Origin of the sequence: Streptomyces sp. PA03-1a, assembly GCF_033792805.1 — a bacterium.
Taxonomy (GTDB): Bacteria; Actinomycetota; Actinomycetes; order Streptomycetales; family Streptomycetaceae; genus Actinacidiphila.
In genome coordinates, this window is record NZ_JARAVO010000014.1 from 1 (window position 1) to 22,201 (window position 22,201).

Genomic DNA, 22,201 nt, shown 5'->3' on the forward strand with positions numbered 1-22,201 from the left:
GGGCGGGGGTGTCGCTGGACAGCGGTGGGCTCCTGGGAGGGAACGGTGACGAAGGTGGGGGAACCGCGAGGCGGCTGCGCGGCGTGAACCACAGGGGGACGACGAGTGACGACCACCGTATCGGCCTATGTTCGGCCCTGTACGACGGATGCACGAATTTCACTCGTACGGGAACGAAAGTGCACGGCTTCCCCTGGTCCGCACGGCGAGATCCACACAGCGGGCATAAATTCGGATCATGTGGCAGATGCGGGCGAAACGTGCGTCGGCGTACGCGGCGACGGCCGTGCTGACCGCCGTGCTGAGCGCCGTGCTCGGGGCCGGTCCCGCGCTCGCCGCACCCGCGGGGACCGCGGCCCCCGGCGCCCCGCCGACGGAGCGGGCGAGCACGTCCGCCGGGTTCCCCTCGATCCCCGCCGTCCGTTCCTTCACCCCTGCCGCCGGTACCGCCGCCTTCGTACCGGGCCCCGGCTCGCGCGTGGTGGCGCCCGCCGGGAGCGCCGTGGAGGACGAGGCGCGGCTGCTCGCGGAGGAGCTCCGCCGGCCGTACGTCAGTGGGCCCGCCAAGCCGGGGGACATTGCGCTTTCACTCGAACGGAGTAATGCGGGCCCGGAGTCGTACGAGATGACAAGTTCGGCCGACGGGGTGACAGTACGCGCCGGCACCGACGCCGGGGTCTTCTACGGCACGCGGACCCTCCTCCAGGCGGTCCGTTCCACCGGACGGGTGCCGGCCGGCACCGTCGAGGACCGCCCGGACCGGCCGGAGCGCGGACTGATGATCGACATCGGGCGCAAGTACTTCAGCCGTGCGTGGCTGGAGGCCAGGGTCCGCGAGCTGGGCGACCTGAAGTACAACCAGCTCCACCTCCACCTCAGCGACGACCAGGGCTTCCGCCTCCAGAGCGACAGCCACCCCGAGATCGTCTCGTCACGGCACCTGTCGAAGGAGGACATCCGCGCGGTCGTCGACCTGGCCGCGCAGCGGCACATCACCGTCGTCCCGGAGATCGACAGCCCCGGTCACATGGGTGCCGTGCTCGACGCCCACCCGGACCTCCAGCTGCGTTCCGTGGACGGCACCCCCGTGCGCGGGGCGCTGGACATCTCCCGGCCCGGTGCCGCCGACGTCGTCGACGACCTGCTCAAGGAGTACGCACCGCTCTTCCCCGGTGCCCACTGGCACGTCGGCGGCGACGAGTACGGACCGCTCGTGGCCGACCATCCGGAGACGTCCTTCCCGCAGCTCGCCGCGTACGCGCGTGAGCGCTACGGCCCGGACGCCGGGGTGGCCGACGCGGCGGCCGGCTGGCTCAACGACCGCGCTGCCACCCTGCGATCGCTCGGCAAACGGGTCGAGGCCTGGAACGACGGCTTCTCCGGCGGCGCCCGGGTCGCCGCGGACCCGGACCGGGTGGTCGCCTACTGGTCAAGCAACAAACTGCGCGGACGGCTGCCCGAGGACCTCCTGCGCGAGGGCCGGCAGCTGCTCAACCTCAACTCCTGGTACCTGTACTACGTCCTCGGCGCGCCGGAGAACTTCCCCTACCCCAGCGGGCGGCGCATCTACGAGGAGTGGACCCCGGCCGTCGTCTACCGGGACGGCGCCGTGCCCGCGGCGCTCGCAGGACCGGACCGCATCCTCGGCGCGCGGCTGGCCGTCTGGTGCGACCGGGCGGACGCCCAGACCGAGGACGAGGTCGCGGCCGGCATCCGGATGCCCCTGCGCGCGCTCACCCAGAAGCTCTGGGACCCGGGCCCGCCGGTCCTGAGCTGGCAGGACTTCAGCACCCTCGCCGACCGGGCCGGCTGAGCCGCCGTACCCGGCCGCCCCAGGTGAAGCGGCCGAAGTCCGCCTCCCCCCACAGGAGCGTCTTCGGCCGCTTCTGATTGTTAAAGCGTCAACGCGGCCGAAAATGTCACACCCATCGCCAGGGCGGCCCGACAGGTGTGACGATTCAGTGCGAATCCACGCTGTACAGGATGTCGGCGATTCGAGAGGACAGGGTGGCCAGCAACGGGGGGCGCCACGATCCGCGGACCGACCGCGACATGGAGCTCGGGGCCGCGGTCGGGCGCGCCCAGGGTGGGGACGAGCACGCCTTCGCGGTGGTCTACCGGCTGGTCCAGCCGCTGCTGCTCGGCTACGTGCGCGGCCTCGTCGGCGACGACGCGGAGGACGTCACCTCCGAGGCCTGGCTCGAAATCGCCCGCGACCTCGGCCGGTTCCGCGGGGACGGGGCGGGCTTCCGGGGCTGGGCGGCGACCATAGCCCGGCACCGGGCCCTGGACCACCTGCGGCGCCAGGACGCCAGGCCCCGTGCCCGTCCCCTCGACGCCGGACTGCTGGACCTCCCCGCGGCCGAGGACACCGCGGACCGTGCACTGGAGGCGCTGGCCACCGAGCGCGCCCTCGCCCTGATCGCCTCGCTCCCGCCCGACCAGGCGGAGGCGGTGCTGCTGCGCGTCGTCGTCGGGCTGGACGGGGTGTCCGCGGCCCGGGTGCTGGGCAAGCGGGCGGGAGCGGTCCGTACGGCGGCGCACCGCGGCCTGAAGCGGCTCTCCCGGCTGCTGTCCTGACCCCTGGTGACCGGCGGGTAGCCGCCCCCGGACGCCCTGCCGGCGCCCATCATGGGGCAGTATGGTGCGCGATTCCGAGGGGGAGGCCCGCACGTGGATTTGGCGACCGCGGTACGCGCGGCGCAAGAGGGGGACGAGGACGGCTTCCGGTTCGTGTACCGAGCGGTGCAGCCGCAACTGCTGCAGTACGTACGCTCGCTGGTCGGCGCGGTGGACGCCGAGGACGTGGCGTCGGAGGCGTGGTTGCAGATAGCGCGCGACCTGCCGGGCTTCCACGGCGACGGGGACGCGGTACGCGGCTGGGCGGCCCGGATCGCCCGCAACCGGGCGCTGGACCACCTGCGGGCGGTGGGCCGCCGGCCGCTGGCCGCCGCCGGGGTGGAGGAACTGCTCGACCGGCCCGCCGTCTCGGACACCGCCGAGGAGGCGGTCGCCGCGGTGGGCACCGGCGCCGCGCTGGCGGCCATCGCCGCCCTTCCCCAGGACCAGGCCGAGGCGGTGCTGCTGCGCGTCGTGATGGGCCTGGACTCCCGGTCGGCGGCCGAGGTCGTCGGCAAGAGGCCCGGTGCGATGCGCATGGCCACCAGCCGCGGCCTGCGCCGTCTGGCTGAGCTGCTGGATTCCGACGGCGGGTCGTCAAGTGTGACGTTTTCGGCGTCCCGAACGCTTGAGGACATGAGATGAGCGATAACCGAGGACAGGACTGGCTGGACGACGCCACCGCCGAGCGGTTGCTGCGGGGTGCTCACGGTGACGACCCCGCGGAGCGGGCCTGGCGCGACGAGCGCGCCGCCGCCCTGGCCGGGTTGCTGGCCGCCGCCGCGGCTCCCGCACCCCTCGACCCGGAACGCGAGGAGGCCGCCCTCGCCGCGTTCCGTGCCGCGCGCGGCGACGACGCGCTCACCGGGGCCACCGCGGGCGTCCGCCTCGGCACGGCCGACGACTGGTCGCCCGGCGCGGGCGCTGGTGCGGTGTCCCGGAGCGGGCGGAGCCGTACGGCCCGTCACTCCAGATCGGTGACGGGCACGTTGATCGCGACCGCCGCGATGGCCGGGGTCGGCATGGCGGCCGCCGCCGGCGCGCTGCCGGCCCTGCTCGGCAGCGGCGTCCCGGACCCCGCCCCGGTGCACACCCAGAGCGGGGCGACGGCGGCCTCGGACAGCGGTTCGCCGTCACCCGGCCGCACCGCCCCGCCGACCTCCCGCCCCGGCCCCGGCCACGGCCGCCCGGCGGGCGGCACCGGCGGCACCCACGGCACCGTCCTCCCCGGCCGGCCGGCCGGGACGCTGTCCTCCTCGCCGTCCTCCACGCCGGCCCTGGACCACAGGGCGTTGTGCCGGGCCTATGCCGCGGCCGGCCGGCACCGCAAGCGCGTGGACGAGCAGGCCTACAAGCAACTGCGCAAGGCGGCGGGCGGCGGCCAGCGCGAGGTCCGCCGCTACTGCACCGATCTGCTCGGCTGGAACGCCGGGCACGGGGGGAACGGGGGCAAGGCCGAGAAGGGGGGCGAGCGGGGCGACGACGACTCCCGGGAGGACCCCGGCCGTTGGAAGAACCGTTCCGGCGGACACCACCGCCAGGGCGGCCACGGCCCGCGCGGCACCTCACGGCCCGCCCCGGTCGCACCGTCCGTACCGACCTCCAAGGCCGCACCGTCGCCACCGTCCGCGCCGGTCGTACCGTCCGACGGGCGGCCGGGACCGCACGGCGGCCACGGCGGCGAGTGACACTTTCCGGCCGCCGCGCGCTCCCATGGACGGGCCGACTGGTCATCGGCCCCGCGGATCCGGGCACTTCCCGTGCCCATGGGTCCGCACCCGAGCGCGGCCGGGCAGCTCTCCCTCCCGGCCGCGCTCCCGGGCGCGGCGGGTGCGGGGTGTGACACTTTCGGCCTGCCGGGCGCTTTAACCAGTAGACCGACTGGTCATCGGTCGAGGGGTCGCCCGGTCCCCCCGTATCGGGCCCCCAACGAGGGACGCGGGCGGAGCGCTTTCCCCCCGCTCCGCCCGCGTCCTCACGTGGTGCCGCAGGGGCGGCGGCGTAGGCTCGACGACGTGATCTTCCGGATCGAGCGGCACTGCCCGCTCCCCGCCGCCGAGGCCTGGCGCCGGGTCACCGACTGGGAACGCCACGCGGAACTGGTGCCGTTCACCACCGCCGTCGTCACGGGGGAGCGGTCGTTCACGGCACGCACCGGACTCGGGCGGATGGCCGTCGACGACCCCATGGAGATCGTGCGCTGGGAGCCGCCGGACGCGGGCCGTCCCGGGCGGTGCCGGCTGGAGAAGCGCGGCCGGACCGTGCTCGGCTGGGCCGAGATCGAGGTGTGGCCGCGGGAGGAGGGGGGCTCACGCGTGGTGTGGCGCGAGGACCTGAGGGTGCGCCCGCTGCCGGGGGCGTTCGACCGGCCCACCGCGTGGGCCGGCCGGCTGCTGTTCGGGCGGGCGCTGGACGGGCTCCTGGCCCGGGGTCACCAGTAGACGACGACCTTGTCGCCGATCCGCACCTGGTCGAAGAGCGCCGAGATCTTCGCGCGGTCGCGCACGTTGACGCAGCCGTGCGAGGCCCCCGTGTAGCCGCGGGCCGCGAAGTCGGCCGAGTAGTGCACCGCCTGGCCGCCGCTGAAGAACATCGCGTACGGCATGGGCGTGTGGTAGATCGTCGACACGTGGTTCCGGCTCTTGGCGAAGACGCTGAAGGTGCCCTCGCGGGTCGGCGTGTACTGGGAACCGAAGCGGACGTCCATCGCGGAGACGACCTTGCCGTTCACCACCCAGGCCAGGGTGCGGCTGGTCTTGCTGACGCACAGCACGCGGCCGGTCATGCAGCGCGGGTCGAGCTTCGCCACCGGGTTGCTGGTCGGCGGGTACATGGCGCCGCGCGTGGGCTGCCGGGTGACCGAGCGCAGCTTCGCCCAGGTCCTGTCCGTGACGGTGCCCGAGGCGGGCAGCTTGTGGCGGGACTGGAAGGTGCGCACCGCGGAGGCGGTGACGTCGCCGTAGTAGCCGGTGGGGTTGCGGCCGAAGAGGCCGAGCTGCTTCAGCCGCGCCTGCAGTTCGCGCACCTTCGCGCTGCTGCTGCCCCGCGCGATCACGACGACCGGGCGGGGGGTGCGGTCGGCCTCCGGCTTCTTCGTGGCGGACGGCGATGCCGTCGGCGAGGGGGAGCCGCTGCCCGGCGCAGTGCTCGGGCTCCCGGAGGGGCTCGCCGTGGGGCCCGCGGCGTCCGGTGCCACGGAGGCCCTGGCGGTGGGCTCGCTCGCCTGGGCCGTACAGCCGGCGAGGAGGGCCCCGGTGAGCAGCGCGGCGGCCGCGGCCGCCGCGCGTGTTCTTGTGACGGATATGAGTGCCACTTCGTCCCCCTGGAGATGAGTCGGTACACCCTTTGACTGATTTCCCCGGCATGTAGTTGCACCGGCCCGGTCACGGTTCGCCGCACACTGAGGAAAGGGGGCCGAGTCGCTGGAGGCATGACGCATGGCACGCGAGTCCGAATCCGGTCTGCCGATCGAGCCCGTCTACGGCCCCGACGCCCTGGACGGCTGGGACCCGGGCGAACGGCTCGGTGAGCCGGGCGGCTACCCCTACACCCGCGGTGTCCATCCGACGATGTACACCACCCGGCCCTGGACGATGCGCCAGTACGCGGGCTTCGGCACCGCCGCCGAGTCCAACGCGCGCTACCGGCAGCTGATCGCCCACGGCACCACGGGCCTGTCCGTCGCCTTCGACCTGCCGACCCAGATGGGCCACGACAGCGACGCCCCCCTCGCCCACGGCGAGGTCGGCAAGGTCGGCGTGGCCGTCGACTCGGTCGAGGACATGCGGGTGCTCTTCGACGGCATCCCGCTGGACCGGGTCTCCACCTCGATGACGATCAACGCGCCCGCCGCCCTGCTGCTCCTGATGTACCAGCTGGTCGGCGAGGAGCAGGGGGTGCCCGCGGACCGGCTCACCGGAACCATCCAGAACGACGTGCTCAAGGAGTACATCGCCCGCGGCACGTACATCTTCCCGCCCAAGCCCTCGCTGCGGCTGGTCGCGGACCTCTTCCGCTACTGCCGCGCCGAGATCCCGCGCTGGAACACCATCTCCATCTCCGGCTACCACATGGCCGAGGCCGGTGCCTCGCCCGCGCAGGAGATCGCCTTCACCCTCGCCGACGGCGTCGCGTACGTCCGCACCGCCCTCGCCGCGGGCATGGACGTGGACGACTTCGCGCCCCGGCTGTCCTTCTTCTTCGTCTCGCGCACGACGCTGCTGGAGGAGGTCGCCAAGTTCCGTGCCGCCCGCCGCATCTGGGCCCGCGTCATGCGCGAGGAGTTCGGGGCGAGGAACCCCAGGTCGTGGATGCTGCGCTTCCACACCCAGACCGCGGGCGTCCAGCTGACCGCCCAGCAGCCGGAGGTGAACCTGGTGCGGGTGGCCGTCCAGGGGCTGGCGGCGGTGCTGGGCGGCACGCAGTCGCTGCACACCAACTCCTTCGACGAGGCGATCGCGCTCCCCACCGAGAAGTCCGCCCGGCTCGCGCTGCGCACCCAGCAGGTCCTGGCGTACGAGACCGACGTGACGGCGACCGTGGACCCCTTCGCCGGGTCCTACGTCGTGGAGTCGATGACCGACGACCTGGAGGCGGCCGCGCTGGAGCTGATGGCCAAGGTGGAGGAGCTCGGCGGGGCGGTGAGCGCGATCGAACGCGGATTCCAGAAGGCCGAGATCGAGCGCAACGCCTACCGGATCGCCCTGGAGACTGACTCCGCGGAGCGGGTGGTCGTCGGCGTCAACCGCTTCCAGCTGGGGGAGGAGGAGCCCTACGAGCCGTTGCGCGTCGACCCCGCGATCGAGGAGGCGCAGGTGGCGCGGCTGGCCGCATTGCGTGCCGGACGCGACAGGCGGGCCGTGGACTCGGCCTTGTCCGCGCTGCGGAAGGCCGCCGAGGGCACGGAGGACGTCCTGTACCCGATGAGGGACGCGCTCCGTGCCCGGGCCACGGTGGGCGAGGTCTGTGAGGCGCTCCGCGAGGTCTGGGGGACGTACGTCCCCTCGGACGTCTTCTGAATCACCCGGCGAAGCGGGCGAGCCAGGCGGTGACGCGCTCCGGGTCGCGCGTGGCGAGGCCGACGTAGCCGTCCGGGCGGACCACGAACAGGCCCTCGCCGTAGCCGCGGTGGACCGCGCTGCCGGCCCCCGCGCGGTGCGCGCGGGCGAAGCCGGGCAGCGCCGCGGGCGGTTCGGTGCCGACGGCCAGCACCGTGAAGTGGGGGCCGCGCAGGACGTCGAAGAGCCGCCCGTCGCCGGACAGGGGTGCGTCGGGCGCGCGGTCCCCGGCCCGCAGGGCGTCCTCGGCGAGGCCCTCGCGGGTCTCGGCGGTGAGCGGGCCGTCGCGGTAGCCGAGACCGAGCTGGTGGACCTCGGCGCCCCGCTGGTTCATCGGCCGGCCCCGGCTGATGGTGCTGCGGTGCAGGTGCGTGCTCATGCCGAGGACGTCGGCGGCGACCGGCAGCCGCTCCTGCTCGTAGCTGTCCAGCAGCTCGGCCGCGGCGCCGTGCCGCAGCACCTGGCCGAGCTTCCAGCCGAGGTTGTAGGCGTCCTGGATGCCGGTGTTGAGGCCCTGGCCGCCCGCGGGGGAGTGGATGTGGGCGGCGTCCCCGGCGAGCAGGACCCGGCCCTCCCGGAAGCGTTCTGCCAGGGCGGCGCGCGGCCGGAAGTCGGAGCTCCACATGACCTCGAGCACGTCGTCGGCCGACAGGTGGGTGCGCTGTTCGACGGTCTTGCGCACCCCGTCCGGTGAGGTGTCGGGGCGTTCCGCGCCGGCCGGGTACGTCGCGACGAACTGGAAGTCCCGGTCGGTGCCGCCCATCGGGAAGGCGACGGCGCCGGTGCCGTCCGGGCCCCGCCACACGTGGGTGTGCTCGCGGTCCAGGCCGGTCAGCGTCACGTCGGCGACGAGCATCGGGGCGGGGTCGACGGTCTCGCCGTGCATGGCGATGCCCAGGGCCCTGCGCACGGCGCTGCGCCCGCCGTCGGAGGCGACCAGGTACGCCGCCCGTACGGTCGTGCCGTCGGCCAGTTCCGCGGTCACGCCGTCCGCGTCCTGGGTGAGACCGGTGAGCCCGGCGCCGAAGCGGACCGAGCCGCCCAGTTCGCGCAGCCGCGCGTGCAGGATCTCCTGCGTGCGCCACTGGGGGACCATCCACGTCGCGCCGTACGGGGCGCCGGAGGTGGCGGGCACCCGCTCGAACATCTCCCACTCGTGGACCGGACGGCCGTCCTGCCAGACGCGGCCCTGCGGGTAGGGGCCGCCCGACGCGAGGACGGAGCCGACCACACCGAGGTCGTCGAGCACCTCCAGCGAGCGGGGCTGCAGGCCCTTGCCCCGTGAGCCGGGGAACAGCCGGTCGGAGCGCTCCACGACGAGCGCGGGCACGCCGCGGCGGGCGAGGTCGACGCCGAGGGCGAGTCCGGTGGGGCCGGCCCCGACGATCAGGACGCCGGTTTCCTTAACACTGTTAAGTTCCATGTCCCGAGGGTTCCCTTAACGGTGTTAAATTGTCACGGGGTACCGACGGACGGACAGGATGGGCACGTGGCAGCGACGCGACTGGACCGCGACAAGGTGGTGGAGACCGCCCTCGGCCTGCTGAACGAGGAGGGGCTGGAAGGGCTGACCCTGCGCCGGCTCGCCAAGGAGCTCCAGGTGCAGGCACCGGCCCTGTACTGGCACTTCGCCAACAAGCAGGCCCTGCTCGACGCCATGGCCACCCGCATGCTGCGGCAGATGCTGGAGCGCGGCATGGGCCAGGAGGTCCCCGGCTCCGACTGGCGGGACTGGATCGCCACCGCCTGCCGCGGCACCCGTGCGGCCCTGCTGGCCTACCGGGACGGCGCCAAGGTCTTCAGCGGCACGCACCTCACCGACGACAGCCACGCGGGCGCCATGGAGCGCTACCTGGGTGCCCTCGTCGAGCAGGGGTTCCGCGTCGAGGACGCCCTCAACGCGTGGTTCACCGCGTACACCTTCACCATCGGCTTCGTGATCGAGGAGCAGGCCGTGCAGCCGCTGCCCGGCCGACGCGACCCGCGCTACGACACCGACGAGCGGCAGGCCCGTCTCGGCGGGGAGTTCCCGCTGGTGGGCGAGGCCGGCCGGGAGATGTTCGACCACTACGACGCGCGCTTCGAGACCGGTCTGCGGGTCCTCGTCGCGGGGATCGAGCGGACCCTCGCCCCGGACGGCGCGCGGTAGTCACCGCGCGGCCATCAGCGCGCGGAGGGCCGGCGCGACCTCCGCGCCGGCCCCCGTGGCCCTGACGTCCCGAGGTCAGCCGCGGGACGTCACATGCCTGATCCGCCGTGCGACCCTGCGCACGGCCGGATTGGCCGGCAGGAACGCCAGCTGGGACGGCACCGCTCCCGGGAGCGCCAAGGACGCCAGCCGGCGCCGCTTGAAGTAGCGCCAGGTGCCGGTGTCCAGGCCGTCCGTCAGGTAGCGGACCGCCTCGTCCCGCAGATGCGCGTACGTCTGGTGCTGCATGCAGTAGCCCACGGCGCGCACCAGCGGTGTCAGGTCCCGCTCGACCCGCTCCGCCGTCGGCGGCCGCCAGGCTTCCGCCGCCTCGCGGTACGTCCGGTCCTCCAGGTCCGGCAGGAGGCGGTCGGCGATCGTGACGGGCACGCGGTTGCTGTTCTGGTACGGCGTCAGCCGGTCCAGCACCAGCTCCGTGCCGACCCGGGCGACCGGCAGCCCGTACAGGGCGGACGCGGTGAACAGCGCGGTGGAGAAGCAGCCGACGACGAGCCGGGGGCGGGTCCGCAGGAAGAGCACCTCGGCGAGCTCGGACGCCCCGGCCACGGTCAGTTCCGCCCCCAGGGCCTCCGCCTCCCGCTCCAGCCGCTGCGACCAGTGCGCGGGCGCCGTCGGGTGCGGCTTGAAGACCACCGTGCGGTGCCCCGCCGCGACGGCGCCGCGCACCATGCGGACGTGCAGCTCCTCCTCCTCGGCGGCGGTGAGGACGCCCAGCGCCGACAGGTACTGCCCGAGCAGCAGCGCGCCGCCCTCGGGGAGGGGAGCCGGGGCCGCGGCGTGCTCCGCGATCCCCGCCAGGACGCCGGTGAAGGCCTCCGCGGGGACGAGCCGGGCCGGGACGTCGTGCTCCGACAGCAGCAGCGGCCGCAGTCCGGGGACCAGGTCCAGGTGCAGCAGCCGGCCCACCCGGGTCGTGACGAGCGGGTCCAGCTTGTCCCGGGTCGGGCCGTAGACCATGAGGCCGTCGGCGTACACCTCGACGGGCGCGCCCGGGAAGACGTTCACCAGCGCCAGGGCCGGGTCGACGTGCAGGGACTCGACGACCAGCTCGACCTCGTCCCCGCCGAGGTCCCACAGCCGCCGCAGGTGGCGCTCCCACAGGGGCACGTCCTCGGGGCGCGGGGACCACCCGGAGGGGTGCAGCGGGGCGATCGTGTCGTTCCACGAGAGCACCCGGTCGAAGCGGCCGCGCAGCGCCCCGAAGCCCGGTGCCGTGTCCAGCGCCGGCGCGATCTCGGGCACGGCGGCGTTGTTGCTGACCAGCAGCAGCCTGCGGTCGGCCGGGGCGAACAGCCCGGCGTCCATCGCGGCGGCCACCGTGGCGGCGCCGAACAGCGTCGACGCCAGGAACACCTGGGTACGGGGCATCACGCGGCCACCGCCCCGGCGAGGCCGCGGCGCCTGCGTGTCCGGCGCAGCAGCAGGCTGCGCTTCATGTCCATCGAGTCCAGCGCCTCGTTCAGGATCTCCTGCGGCATCTGCTTCAGGGCGGCCGCGCTCATCGCCTTCAGCTTCCGTGCGACCCGGGGCTCGTAGCGGCCCATGGCGCCCAGGTGGTGCGCGATCACCGCGCAGTAGGTGCGCACCGCCTTGGGCAGGAAGCGGTCCGCGTCGGGGTCCGCCGCGGTCTCGGCGAGGACCTGGTCGAAGGAGCGGATGAAGTCCAGCTGGCGGATGTCGCCGATCTGGGTGAGCGAGGTGGCCACCCCGCGCCGGTAGAAGACGCCCAGCAGGCCGACGACCGCGAAGGACTTCGCCTCGCGGTGCAGCCGCCAGATCCACGGCCGGTCCTCGGCGGTGCGCAGCCCGTCGGGGAAGTGCAGCAAGCCCGCGTCGACCAGCCGCCGGTGGTAGATCCCGGCCCAGGCGTACGGGTAGTCCACCGAGGTCGTGCGGTCGGCGGGGAGGATCGCCTCGCGCGGGTCGAGGGCGACCCCGCGGCGGCCGTGCGGCACCCGGGCGAGGGTGCGCCTGCGCCCGTGGGAGACGACGTGGTCGGTGCGCACGAAGTCGGTGCCGAGGGTCTCGATGGCCTCCAGCAGCCGGGGCAGGTAGCCCTCGGCCAGCCAGTCGTCGCCGTCGAGGAAGGTCAGGTACTCGCCCCGGGCGGCGTCGATGCCCGTGTTGCGGGCGGTGGCGAGCCCGCCGTTCCTCTCATGGGAGACGAGTATCGCCCCGGGCAGGTCGGGCAGCGCGCGCTCGAGGATTCCCGGGGTGTCATCCGTTGCGCAGTCGTTCACGAGAATGAACTCGAAATCCGCGCGCGTATTCGCGCGGAGGCTCCTCAACATGTCAGGAGCGAAATCCTGCACGTTGTAGAACGGGACGATGACGGAGAGCTTAACCACGTCGCGCACCCTATGGGGCGGCTCGTCCCCCACCCTGACGCCTTCCCCACCCCAAGGTGAACGGGAGATGGCGGAATCATGAATCCGCCGTCGGGGGCGGCCGATTCCCCATTCGGCGGCGCGTTGTTAACCGTCCGTTGGCGTTGCGTTGGAGACCCGCTCGGAATGCATTCCTAGCGTCTGCGGCGTGCCAGCAAGTACCGCCGACCCGATCAGGGTCACCGTCCTCGCCGACTCGGACACCCGATGGAAATGGGGTGCGCTGACGGCGCGCCGCATCGCCCCGGAGGCGCGGCTCGACGCCCGCCTGCTCCGCGGCCGGGCGACCCCGACCGAGCGCCAGCTCGCCGAGGTCGGCATCCCCGCGGACTCGATGCGCGAGGTCACGGCGGCGCAGTTCCTGGCCGGGACCTCCCGTGACACCGCGGACGTCGTCGTGCTCTCCTGCGTCGGCGGCACCGTCCAGGCCATGCTGCACGGACTCGCCCGCGCCTGGCAGGGCACCCCCCGCCGTCCGGTCGTCGTCACCGGCTACGTCGGGGTCGTCTACGAGAAGCTCGCCGACGGGCTCCTGCTGCGGGCCGGCGCCGACGCCGTGCTCGCCAACAGCGCCCACGACGCGCAGCGCTTCCGCGACGTCTACGAGGGCGTCGGCACCGACGCCGGGACGGTCGTGGAGACCGCCCTGCCCTTCCTGGAGGGCAAGCCCTACGAGCCCTCCGCGGACCGGCCGTTCACCGTGGTCTTCGCCGTCCAGCCCTCCGTGCCGGACAGCCGCAGGGACCGCACGTACCTGCTGGGCCGCGCGGTGGACCACGCGCGCTTCCACCCGGAGCGCGAGGTGCTGGTCAAGCTGCGCAGCAAGCCCGGCGAGCACACCACGCACATCGAGGAACAGCCGTACCAGAAGCTGGTGGCCAAGCTGGACCCGCCGAAGAACCTCAAGCTCGTCTACGGGCACATGGGCGAAGTCCTGGACCGCACCGACCTGCTGGTCACGGTGAGTTCGACGGCGGCGCTGGAGTCCATGCACCGCGGCATCCCCACGGCCGTCCTCACCGACCTCGGGATCCGCGAGGCGCTCGGCAACCACCACTTCCTCGGTTCCGGCGCCTACGCCTCCTGGGACCAGATCGACTCCGGCGAGGTGCCGAGGGTGCACCCCGAGTGGGCCCGCAGCCAGGGCATCGCCTCCGACGGCGACCCCTTCCGTGCCGTGCGCGAGCGCGTCACGGAACTGACCGCCGCCCCTGTGCTCCCGCCGCTGGCGCCGTACTACACGACCACCACCGCGCCCGGTTACCTGCCCGGCGTGCTCGCCCGCCACGGCCTCGACCCCAAGGGCGAGCCGCTGCCCGGCGCCGCGACCGAGCCCACCGAGCCCAGCCCGCTGCGCCGGGCCGTGCGCGACATCGCGCGCAACTCCGCGCGCGCCGCGTACCGCCAGGGCGTGCAGCGCGTCGCGCCCGTGATCCGCAGGTGGGGCCAGCTGTGAACCCGCCCCCCAAGTCGCAAGGAGCCACCATGCCAACGGTGTTGGCCGTCATTCCCGCCCGCGGCGGCTCGAAGGGCGTACCCGGCAAGAACCTCGCACCCGTCGGCGGCGTGCCGCTGGTCGTCCGCGCCGTGCGCGCCTGCCGGGAGGCCGGCCTCGTCACCGACGTCGTCGTCTCCACCGACGACCCCGCCATCGCCGACGCGGCCCGCACCGCCGGCGCCGAGGTCGTCCTGCGCCCGGCCGCCATCGCCGGGGACACCGCCACCAGCGAGGCCGCGGTCCTGCACGCGATGGACGCGCACGAGGCGATGACCGGGCGCGGCGCCGACGTGGTGCTGCTCGTCCAGTGCACCAGCCCGTTCATCACCACCGAGGACGTCAACGGCGTGGTCGCCGCGATCGTCGAGGACGGCGCGGACACGGCCGTGACCGTGGCCCCCTTCCACGGCTTCATCTGGCGTGACGCCGCCGACCAGATCGGCGCCGCCGCCGCGGCCGCCGACGAGGCCGCCGAGGGCGGCCGGTCCCGTACGACGGTGGCCGCCGCGACCGGCGGTTACGGCGTCAACCACGACAAGGCCCACCGCCCGCGTCGCCAGGACCGCCCGCAGGACCTGCTGGAGACCGGCGCCGCCTACGCGATGCGCGTCCCGGGCTTCCGCGAGGCGAAGCACCGCTTCTTCGGCCACACCGCGCTGGTGCGGACCGACCCCGCCAAGGTCCTGGAGATCGACGAGCCGGACGACCTGGCCCGCGCCCGCGCCCTGGCCCCGCTGCTCGACCCCGCGACGGAGACCGCCCCCGAGGCGCCGGCGCACCCGACCCGCGACGACGTCGACGCGGTCGTACTCGACTTCGACGGCACCCAGACCGACGACACGGTGCTGGTCGACTCCGAAGGACGCGAGGCCGTCACCGTGCACCGCGGTGACGGGCTCGGGATCGCCGCCCTGCGCGACAACGGCCTGCCCGTCCTGATCCTGTCCACGGAGACCAACCCGGTCGTCGCCGCGCGGGCCCGCAAGCTCAAGGTCCCCGTGCTCCACGGCATCGACCGCAAGGACCTCGCACTCAAGCAGTGGTGCGAGGAGCAAGGAATCGCCCCCGAGCGGGTCCTGTACGTCGGCAACGACGTCAACGACCTCGGCTGTTTCGCGCTCGTCGGCTGGCCCACGGCCGTCGCCAACGCGCACGACATCGTCAAGGACGCCGCCCGCTCCGTCACCGCAATGCCCGGAGGACGCGGAGCTGTCCGCGAGATCGCCTCGTGGATCCTCGGCCCCTCACTTTCCCGAAGGGAACTCTCCCAGTGACCACCACCAACGCCCGCCTTCGTCCGATCGGCGACCGCCTGGTCGGCCCCGGCCAGCCCGTCTACGTCACCGGCGAGATCGGCATCAACCACAACGGCTCCCTCGAGGACGCCTTCGCCCTGATCGACGCGGCCGTGGAGGCCGGCGCGGACGGTGTGAAGTTCCAGAAGCGCACCCCGGAGATCTGCACCCCGCGCGACCAGTGGGACATCGAGCGTGACACCCCCTGGGGCCGCATGACGTACATCGACTACCGCCACAAGGTGGAGTTCGGTGAGGACGAGTACCGCGCGATCGACGAGTACTGCACCAAGAAGGGCATCGACTGGTTCGCCTCCCCGTGGGACGTCCCCTCGGTCGAGTTCCTGGAGAAGTTCGAGAACGTCCGCGTCCACAAGGTCGCCTCGGCCTCGCTGACCGACGACGAGCTGCTGCGCGCCCTGCGCGCCACCGGCAAGACGGTCATCCTCTCCACCGGCATGTCCACCCCGAAGCAGATCCGCCACGCGGTGGAGGTGCTCGGCAGCGAGAACATCATCCTGTGCCACGCCACCTCGACCTACCCGGCGAAGCACGAGGAGCTCAACCTGCGGATGATCAACACCCTGCAGGGTGAGTTCCCGAACGTGCCGGTCGGCTACTCCGGCCACGAGATCGGCCTGCAGACCACGCTCGCGGCCGTCGCCCTCGGCGCGGTCTTCGTGGAGCGCCACATCACCCTCGACCGCGCCAACTGGGGCTCGGACCAGGCCGCCTCCGTCGAGCCGCAGGGTCTGGACCGCCTGGTCCGCGACATCCGCATCATCGAGCAGGCGCTCGGCGACGGTGTCAAGAAGGTCTACGAGGGCGAGCTCGGCCCGATGAAGAAGCTGCGCCGCGTGCCCGGCGTCATCGCCGAGCAGGAGGCGGCGCAGGCGGCCGCCGCGGCCGAGCCGCAGTCGGTGTCGGCCTGATCCATGAGCGACAGCGGCACTCTGGCACTCGTAGAGAGCCCCGTTCAGCTGCTCAACGTGCTGGAGTGGGCGCATGTTCACCCGCCCGCGGTGCCCACGCCGCGGCCCGGGACGGCCACGGCCGTCCCGGGCCCGGCGGCGCCCGGGCGGCCGCTCACCATCGTCGCCCTCGCCCCGCGTGACCCCATGACGCGTGGCCAGCTCCGTCGCATGACGGAGCTGGCGATGGACGAGGGCATCACGGTGCGCTGGTGCGAAGCCCGTTCCTCCCGGGGTTCGCTGTTGCGCACCGCCGTCGAACTGACCCCGGCCCTGCGGGCCGCGGGGCGGGTCGTCCTCGGCGACCCCTTCTCCCGGCTGGTGCAGGTGCTCCTGCCGCTCAGCCGGGCGAAGGAGATCACCGTCGTGGACGACGGCACGGCGACCATGGAGTTCACCGAACTCCTCGCCAGGGGTGCCCGGCTCGTCCGCTGGCACCGCAGCGGCCGCCGGCTGTCGCCGGTGGACGCCGCCTTCGGCGTCTTCGCCTCAGCCGCCCGGCGCCGACTCACCCCAGGCGCCGGGCGGCGGGTCGAGCTGTTCAGCTCGATGCCCGCCTCGCCTCCCCCCGGAATGGCGCTGCGGACCAACCGCTTCGCCTGGACACGGGCACGGTTCGGCCCGCCCACCATCAGTGCCGGCACCGACATCGTGGGCACCTCCCTCGTGGAGACCGGGGTGGTCGACCCCGAGCGCTACCTGACCGCCGTCGCCGCCCTGACCCGGGCGCACGGTGCCACCCGCTACTTCGCGCACCGCCGGGAGAGCGCCGACAAGCTGCACCGGCTCTCGGCGGAGACCGGGCTGCAGATCGTCCGGCCCGACCTGCCGCTGGAACTGATCGCCCGCCGTGGCCCGATCGGGCACACGGTCCTGAGCTTCCCCTCCACGGTCGTGCACACCCTGCCGCTCGCCCTGGAGGGCACCGGAGTCAAGATCAGGGTCTGCGACGTCGATCCGGAGTGGCTGACCGACCGGGCCTCGCCGCGGGCCCAGAGCTTCCTGTCCGGGATCACCGGCAGCGCCCGCGACCTGCACGGCCTCGCCTCGGTGGCCTCGGGCACGGCCGCCGTCAACTGAGCCCGTCCGGCAGGGCGGACGAGACCGACCCGCACCGGCCCGCCGGCCCGTTCCGCCGGCGGGTCAGTGCGTCACGGAGACGACCTCCATCTCCGTCGGCAGACCGCCGGTGCCCAGCTGGGCGGCGAGCCGGCCGGCGGAGCTGCGGGTGTAGTTGCCGGTGATGACGGCGGTGCCGCCGGTGATGGCCGAGTTGACCAGCGGCGCCGACAGCACCGCGCCGTCCAGCACCATCGCGCACTGGTTGGCCGGGCTCAGCTGCGTGGCCAGACGCGCGGTGAGGTCGGCGAACTTCCGTGCGCCGCTGTTGCCGAAGGTCATCCGGATCTGCCATCCGGTGGCGTTCCGCGTGTCGAGTACGGCCTCCGCCTCGCTGATCTCGGTGCCGCCCAGGGCGACGGGTCCGAGCAGGTACTTCGTCCACGTGCCGCTCTCGGCCCGTTCGGCGCAGGCTACGGCCCACCGTGCGTCGCCCTGCTGGTGGTCGACCCGCTGGGCGGGCGCCGAGCAGTCCAGAGCGGCGTACTCCGCGCCACCGGGAGCGGAGCCGCCGGTGCCCGGGCCGGGACCCGTCCCGGATCCGGACGGGGGCGCGGGCGAGCCGGTGCCGGAGGCCTCCAGCAGCACCACCGGCCGGAAGACCAGGACCGCGGGCTTCCCCAGCGAGGCGATCTCCCGCTCGCTCCCTCCGCGCAGGGAGAGGGTGACCCGGCCCGCGCCGGCCTCCACGGTGACGTCCTCGTAGCCGAAACCCTCGGCGCGCCGCCCCATGAGGTCGGCGATCTGCCGCAGCCGCGCCGCGTCCACGGGATCACGCGGGGCGAACACCGCCTTCGTACGGGGGCCGTCGGCGGACTTGCCCGCCCCCTCGCCGTCCCCCGGCAGCGAGCATGCCGCCGCCAGCGCCGCACAGCAGACCGCGAGCGCCACCATCGACCGCCCACGGCGCGGACGCTCACCCACCGGTGATGGCCCGTACGCTCTCGTGCACCGCCGTGACCAGCCCGCTCAGCGCGGTGGCGTCGCCGACGAGGGCCCGCAGCCGGGTCAGCCGTTCGCCCACCCGGCGGCCGTCCACCTCCTCCGCCGTGAGGTCGTCCGCCAGGGCGCCGGCCTCCTCCCCGGCGGCCTCGGCGCCCTCCAAGGCGTCCAGGCGGCGGCGGAGTTCGCCGATCGCGGCGAGCGCCGCGCGCAGCGCCTCGGCGTCCGTGCCGTCCTTGCGGGCGGACGACCCGCGCCCGGCGGCCAGGGCCGAGTCGCTGACCCGGGCGTATCCCGCGATCACGATGCCGTGGTTGACCTGCGGAGCCGGATCCTGCGGCGTCACTTCGCGCCCCCCTCGCTGCCCGTCCCCGCCGCGGGCTGCCGGACGCCGGTGGAGATCGCGGCGGCACCGGAGCCCGCCGCGATGCTGCCGCTCATGGAGCCGCCGGTCATCATGATCCCCTGGTTGAGGATGACGTTCCGATGCTGCGTCAGGTCGCCCCGGTCCAAGCCGTGTTCGGCGAGGAACTCGGCGAGCGTGCCGAGGATCTGCAGCTCGATCTGCTTGCCGATCCGCGTGACGTCCACCTTCTGGAAGAAGTCGCGGTAGGTGTGCGAGGACGCCAGCTCGCGCAGGCTGATCCTGGCCCCGAAGTCATAGCGCCGGTCGTCCGTGATCGCCGTCCGCTGCGCCGCCAGGGCGCGCTCGCGCCGGGCCGGGGCGCGCAGCTCCGCATAGGCGTCGGGCAGCGCGGACATCAGCACCGAGCGGCTGAGCAGCAGCGCGTCCGCGAGTCCGGGCGCCGCCTCCTCGGCCTCCTCGGGACGGGAGACGGAGTCGGCGACCCGGTAGGCCTCCCGGACCGGGGTCAGCACCAGGGTGTTGGCCTGCAGGTACAGCGTCGCCCCGCTCACCGCGGTCTGGACGAAGACCGACAGCACCAGGTCCGTCCCCCAACTGCGCACCTGCGCGGCCAGGCAGTGCCGTACGGGGCCGTCGACGACGCCCCGGGCCGCCGCGATCCGCTCCGAGGAGAGCTGGTCGGCCGGCCTGCCCTCGGGCGGCCAGTGGCCCGCGGCGCCGGGCCAGAACACCGCCTCCCCGTACAGCGCGTTCTGCCGCAGTTCCGTGCCGTGGACGAAGACCTTCTCCGTGACCTCCAGGCCGGGGATCCGGTCCACCGGGGAGGCCGCGGCCGCGCGCAGGGCGTCGAGGTCGTCGGCCATCCGCCGGATCAGCCCGGCCGTGTCGAAGGGCACCGGCGGCGGCTCCTGCCCGGAGCCCGGCTGGTGGCCCTCGGGGGTCAGCCGCATCGCGAAGGACCACGAGGTGACCTCGTCGCCCGCACCCACGAAGGGCCGGTAGCCGCTGTAGACGACCAGGTTGGCGTCGCCGCCCACGGAGGACTGCGGCAGCCCCGCCGCGTCCGGGTCGCGGGGCGGATCCTCCGCGGGGGAGCGGAAGGCCTCACGGGTCAGCTGCTCACGGATGGCCTTCCACGCCGCGTTGCGCTGCTCCCAGGTGAACAGCCACGGGCAGCCGATCAGCAGCACCAGCGTCAGCAGGAAGGTCACCACCGGTCCGGCGCTCGGCCAGAACGGCACCAGCGCGCCGAGCCACGAGGCCGCCAGCAGGACGGCGAGCTGCACCGCCAGGGCCCGCAGCACCGCCATGACGGCCGGGTCGCGCCGCCCCTCCCGGACCTGGCGCCGCCTCGGCGGCACCGAGCCCGTCTGCGTGCCGCCCCCGGGCAGGAAGGCGGTGGCGAACCAGTAGGCGAGGGTGGTCACCGGGGCGACCAGCAGCGAGAGGACGAAGACGGCGCCGACGGCCAGATCCCGTTTGCGCAGGTCGCGCAGGGTCTGCTCGGCGTGGGCGCCGACCCGGTCGAGGTCGACGCCGTAGGAGGGCGCGCAGGCCCGGTACCGCTCGTGCCGCAGCTCGTGCACCACGCGGCGCGCGAAGCCCTCGTCCAGACGCGCCCCCGCGCACATGTAGCGGGTGGACGCGCTCCAGTCCTCCTCTGCGCCGTAGGGAGCCGAGGACGCCCCCTGCGGCGTCCGCGGCGCGTGCCCGGGGCGGGGCGGCGGCACCGCGGCCGTGCCGCCGCCCGCACCTCCGCCGCCTGCACCTCCGCCGTCCGCGCCGTACGCCTCCGTGTCCCCGGTGGCCCCCGTGCTCCCGGCGCCCGGGTATCGCGATGTCACACGCCCCACCCCTTTTCCCCTCGTCACACCAGTCTGGTGGCCGCCGGCGAGCTCCCGAAAGGCGCGGCAAGAGGGAAAACCGGTCGCGCCGGGGCGTGTTGAAGTGCGGGGGCGCGCAAGGGCGCGCGGGTCGGCGGCCGGTGTCGTTCCACTCTCCGCAAGATCCACTTCACCGAGCGGTCACCCGTACCCGGTTGTCTTGATCCATGGCAACGGCACCGAGGTCCGCGCCGCGCATCGCGGTCCTCGCGGACAGTGCGCTCGACGGCGACTCCCGGGCGCACCGTGTGGCGGCGGCCGCGGCCGCCGCAGGGTACGAGGTCACGCTCATCGGCCGCGCCCCGGAAGGGCCGCACCCCTCCGGACGCGGTGCCGGCACCGCGCCCGGGGGAGTGCGGCTCATCCGCGTCACCGTCGCCGAGACGCTCCACCGGCGTCGGCTGCAGCGCCCCCGTCCGGGCCTGCGGCACGCCCTCGCCTACCGCAGCTCCGAGTCGCACGCCTACCGCACCGCGCTGCTCGCCGCCCACACGGCCCTGCTGGCCTCCCGCGGGGCCGAGCTGGACGTGATCCACCGCCCTTTACCGGTGAAGGCCGCCGCCCGTCTGGCCCACGCGGGCGGCAGGTTCCGGCACGTGCTGCGCCGTGCCTGGACGGCGCTGCGCTCGGCGCAGTACCGCGCCGCCGTCCGCCGCCGCGCCACCCCCGGCGGACCCCTCGAAGGCGCCGCCGCCACCGCGACCCGGCTGCTGCTCGGCAAGCGCTGCTGGCGCCGGCTCGACCCGCTCCTGCTCGACCTGGAGATCGCCTACGGCCCGGTCCTCGACGAACTGCGCCCGCACCTCGTGCACGCCCTGGGCCACCGGACCCTGGGCACCGCCGTGCGGGCCGCGATGCGCGCCGAGGGCACCGGTCACCGGGTGGAGGTGGTCTGGGACACCACCGCCAAGACCGAGCCCACCCGCCGTGCCGCCGTCGCCCGCGACGCCCACGAGCGCAGCTACGTGCCGCTGACGGACGGCGTCGTCACCGTCGCCGACACCTACGCCGACCGCCTCCGCGAGCGCCACGGGCTGCCCGCCCGCCCCGCGGTGGCCCGCAACACCCCGCCGCACGAGCCGCTGCCCTCCCCGCCGCCGCCCGGCGTCCGCGACCGCTGCCACCTCGCCCCGGAGGTCCCGCTGCTGGTCCACAGCGGCTCCGCCGGTCCCGCCCGCGGCCTGCTCACGGTCGTCGACGCGCTGCCCAAGCTGTACGACCTGCACGCCGCGCTGGTCGTCCCCGACCTCGACGACCCCTGGATCCGCACCCTCACCGGCCGCGCCGCCGAGCTGGGCGTGGCCCGCCGGCTGCACGTGCTGCCCTACGTGCCGCCCGCCGAGATCCCGCGCTTCCTGTCCTCGGCCGACATCGGGGTGCTCCCGGTGCACCGGCTCCCCGACCGGCAGGTCGCGCTCCCGGCCCGCTACTTCGAGTACGCGCACGCCCGGCTGCCCGTGGTGGTCAGCGACGTCCGCGTGCTGGCCCGGCCGACCCTGGAGATCGGCAACGGCGAGGTCTTCCGCTCGGGGGACACCGCCGACTTCGTCCGTGCCGTCGGCGCCGTGCTGACCAACCCGCGCCGCTACCGCAAGGCCTACGAGCGTGCGGACGTGCTGCGCGAGTGGTCCTGGCAGAAGCAGTCCGAGCCGCTCATCGACCTCTACGCGCGGCTCCTGGGCCCGCGCCGTCCCTCCTCCGAGCCGTCCGGATCCGGGGCTCCCGCCGCCTTCGCCTGAGCCGCAGCCTGAGCCGCCCGGGGCCGGTCACAGGGCGTTGCCCCGCGGACGGCGGCCGTCCGTGCCGGCCGGGTCCGCGTTGCCGACTCGGCCGACCTCGCGGAGGCCGCCGGGC

At 74.2% G+C, this 22,201-nt stretch carries 19 protein-coding genes; 12 read left to right on the forward strand and 7 right to left on the reverse strand.

Going from position 1 to position 22,201, the window contains the following annotated elements; genetic code table 11:
- Window positions 1-247 precede the first annotated feature (247 nt).
- From PV341_RS04820 to PV341_RS04840, 5 genes are all read left to right on the forward strand, one after another.
- Complete coding sequence (locus PV341_RS04820) at window positions 248-1,813, forward strand: beta-N-acetylhexosaminidase (RefSeq protein ID WP_500356827.1); 1,566 nt, start codon at window positions 248-250, stop codon at window positions 1,811-1,813.
- A 239-nt stretch (window positions 1,814-2,052) separates the two neighbouring features.
- Window positions 2,053-2,580, forward strand: coding sequence for an RNA polymerase sigma factor (locus PV341_RS04825; RefSeq protein WP_500326828.1), 528 nt, complete (start codon window positions 2,053-2,055; stop codon window positions 2,578-2,580).
- Window positions 2,581-2,631: 51 nt separating this feature from the next.
- Complete coding sequence (locus PV341_RS04830; protein WP_500326611.1) at window positions 2,632-3,264, forward strand: RNA polymerase sigma factor; 633 nt, start codon at window positions 2,632-2,634, stop codon at window positions 3,262-3,264.
- Complete coding sequence (locus PV341_RS04835) at window positions 3,261-4,307, forward strand: hypothetical protein (protein ID WP_500356829.1); 1,047 nt, start codon at window positions 3,261-3,263, stop codon at window positions 4,305-4,307. The genes PV341_RS04830 and PV341_RS04835 overlap by 4 nt, the downstream gene beginning before the upstream one ends.
- Window positions 4,308-4,634: 327 nt before the next feature.
- Complete coding sequence (locus PV341_RS04840) at window positions 4,635-5,060, forward strand: SRPBCC family protein (RefSeq protein WP_500326615.1); 426 nt, start codon at window positions 4,635-4,637, stop codon at window positions 5,058-5,060.
- Here the strand turns inward: PV341_RS04840 and PV341_RS04845 are convergent.
- Window positions 5,051-5,932, reverse strand: a complete 882-nt coding sequence (locus PV341_RS04845; RefSeq protein WP_500356831.1) for a L,D-transpeptidase family protein — start codon at window positions 5,930-5,932, stop codon at window positions 5,051-5,053. The genes PV341_RS04840 and PV341_RS04845 overlap by 10 nt on opposite strands.
- 124 nt (window positions 5,933-6,056) lie before the next feature.
- On the opposite strand from PV341_RS04845, the gene PV341_RS04850 reads away from it, so the two are divergent.
- The gene (locus PV341_RS04850; protein ID WP_500326619.1) at window positions 6,057-7,637 is read left to right on the forward strand and encodes an acyl-CoA mutase large subunit family protein; all 1,581 of its coding nucleotides are present in this window, start codon (window positions 6,057-6,059) and stop codon (window positions 7,635-7,637) included.
- Between the two features lies 1 nt (window position 7,638).
- Here PV341_RS04850 and PV341_RS04855 read toward each other — a convergent pair whose 3' ends face one another.
- Entirely contained in the window at window positions 7,639-9,099 is a 1,461-nt protein-coding gene (locus PV341_RS04855) for an FAD-dependent monooxygenase (RefSeq protein ID WP_500326621.1), read from the reverse strand.
- A gap of 66 nt (window positions 9,100-9,165) precedes the next feature.
- Here PV341_RS04855 and PV341_RS04860 point away from each other — a divergent pair, with 66 nt between their 5' ends.
- Entirely contained in the window at window positions 9,166-9,825 is a 660-nt protein-coding gene (locus tag PV341_RS04860) for a TetR/AcrR family transcriptional regulator C-terminal domain-containing protein (protein ID WP_500326623.1), read from the forward strand.
- Window positions 9,826-9,900: 75 nt separating this feature from the next.
- On the opposite strand, the gene PV341_RS04865 is transcribed toward PV341_RS04860, so the two are convergent.
- The gene (locus PV341_RS04865; protein ID WP_500326625.1) at window positions 9,901-11,253 is read right to left on the reverse strand and encodes a polysialyltransferase family glycosyltransferase; all 1,353 of its coding nucleotides are present in this window, start codon (window positions 11,251-11,253) and stop codon (window positions 9,901-9,903) included.
- Window positions 11,253-12,233, reverse strand: coding sequence for a glycosyltransferase family 2 protein (locus tag PV341_RS04870; protein ID WP_500356833.1), 981 nt, complete (start codon window positions 12,231-12,233; stop codon window positions 11,253-11,255). Before PV341_RS04870 ends, PV341_RS04865 begins: the two co-directional genes overlap by 1 nt.
- 187 nt (window positions 12,234-12,420) lie before the next feature.
- On the opposite strand from PV341_RS04870, the gene PV341_RS04875 reads away from it, so the two are divergent.
- Genes PV341_RS04875 through PV341_RS04890 form a run of 4 tightly spaced genes read left to right on the forward strand, consistent with a single transcriptional unit; the run spans window position 12,421 to window position 17,116 of the window.
- Window positions 12,421-13,728 carry a DUF6716 putative glycosyltransferase gene (locus PV341_RS04875; RefSeq protein ID WP_500326629.1) on the forward strand — a complete coding sequence of 436 codons (1,308 nt, stop codon included), beginning with the start codon at window positions 12,421-12,423 and terminating at the stop codon, window positions 13,726-13,728.
- Window positions 13,729-13,757: 29 nt separating this feature from the next.
- Window positions 13,758-15,044, forward strand: coding sequence for a cytidylyltransferase domain-containing protein (locus PV341_RS04880; protein ID WP_500326631.1), 1,287 nt, complete (start codon window positions 13,758-13,760; stop codon window positions 15,042-15,044).
- Complete coding sequence (locus tag PV341_RS04885; protein WP_500326633.1) at window positions 15,041-15,997, forward strand: N-acetylneuraminate synthase family protein; 957 nt, start codon at window positions 15,041-15,043, stop codon at window positions 15,995-15,997. The genes PV341_RS04880 and PV341_RS04885 overlap by 4 nt, the downstream gene beginning before the upstream one ends.
- A 3-nt stretch (window positions 15,998-16,000) precedes the next feature.
- Window positions 16,001-17,116, forward strand: a complete 1,116-nt coding sequence (locus tag PV341_RS04890) for a hypothetical protein (RefSeq protein ID WP_500326635.1) — start codon at window positions 16,001-16,003, stop codon at window positions 17,114-17,116.
- Window positions 17,117-17,179: 63 nt separating this feature from the next.
- Here PV341_RS04890 and PV341_RS04895 read toward each other — a convergent pair whose 3' ends face one another.
- Genes PV341_RS04895 through PV341_RS04905 form a run of 3 tightly spaced genes read right to left on the reverse strand, consistent with a single transcriptional unit; the run spans window position 17,180 to window position 20,308 of the window.
- Complete coding sequence (locus PV341_RS04895) at window positions 17,180-18,079, reverse strand: SecDF P1 head subdomain-containing protein (protein ID WP_500356834.1); 900 nt, start codon at window positions 18,077-18,079, stop codon at window positions 17,180-17,182.
- A complete protein-coding gene (locus PV341_RS04900; protein ID WP_500326639.1) occupies window positions 18,072-18,443 on the reverse strand; it encodes a hypothetical protein in 372 nt (123 codons plus the stop codon). The genes PV341_RS04895 and PV341_RS04900 overlap by 8 nt, the downstream gene beginning before the upstream one ends.
- On the reverse strand, window positions 18,440-20,308 hold the full coding sequence (locus PV341_RS04905) for an AbeC-like domain-containing protein (RefSeq protein WP_500356836.1): 1,869 nt from the start codon (window positions 20,306-20,308) through the stop codon (window positions 18,440-18,442). The genes PV341_RS04900 and PV341_RS04905 overlap by 4 nt, the downstream gene beginning before the upstream one ends.
- Before the next feature lie 206 nt (window positions 20,309-20,514).
- On the opposite strand from PV341_RS04905, the gene PV341_RS04910 reads away from it, so the two are divergent.
- A complete protein-coding gene (locus PV341_RS04910) occupies window positions 20,515-22,086 on the forward strand; it encodes a glycosyltransferase (RefSeq protein WP_500326642.1) in 1,572 nt (523 codons plus the stop codon).
- Window positions 22,087-22,201: the final 115 nt, after the last annotated feature.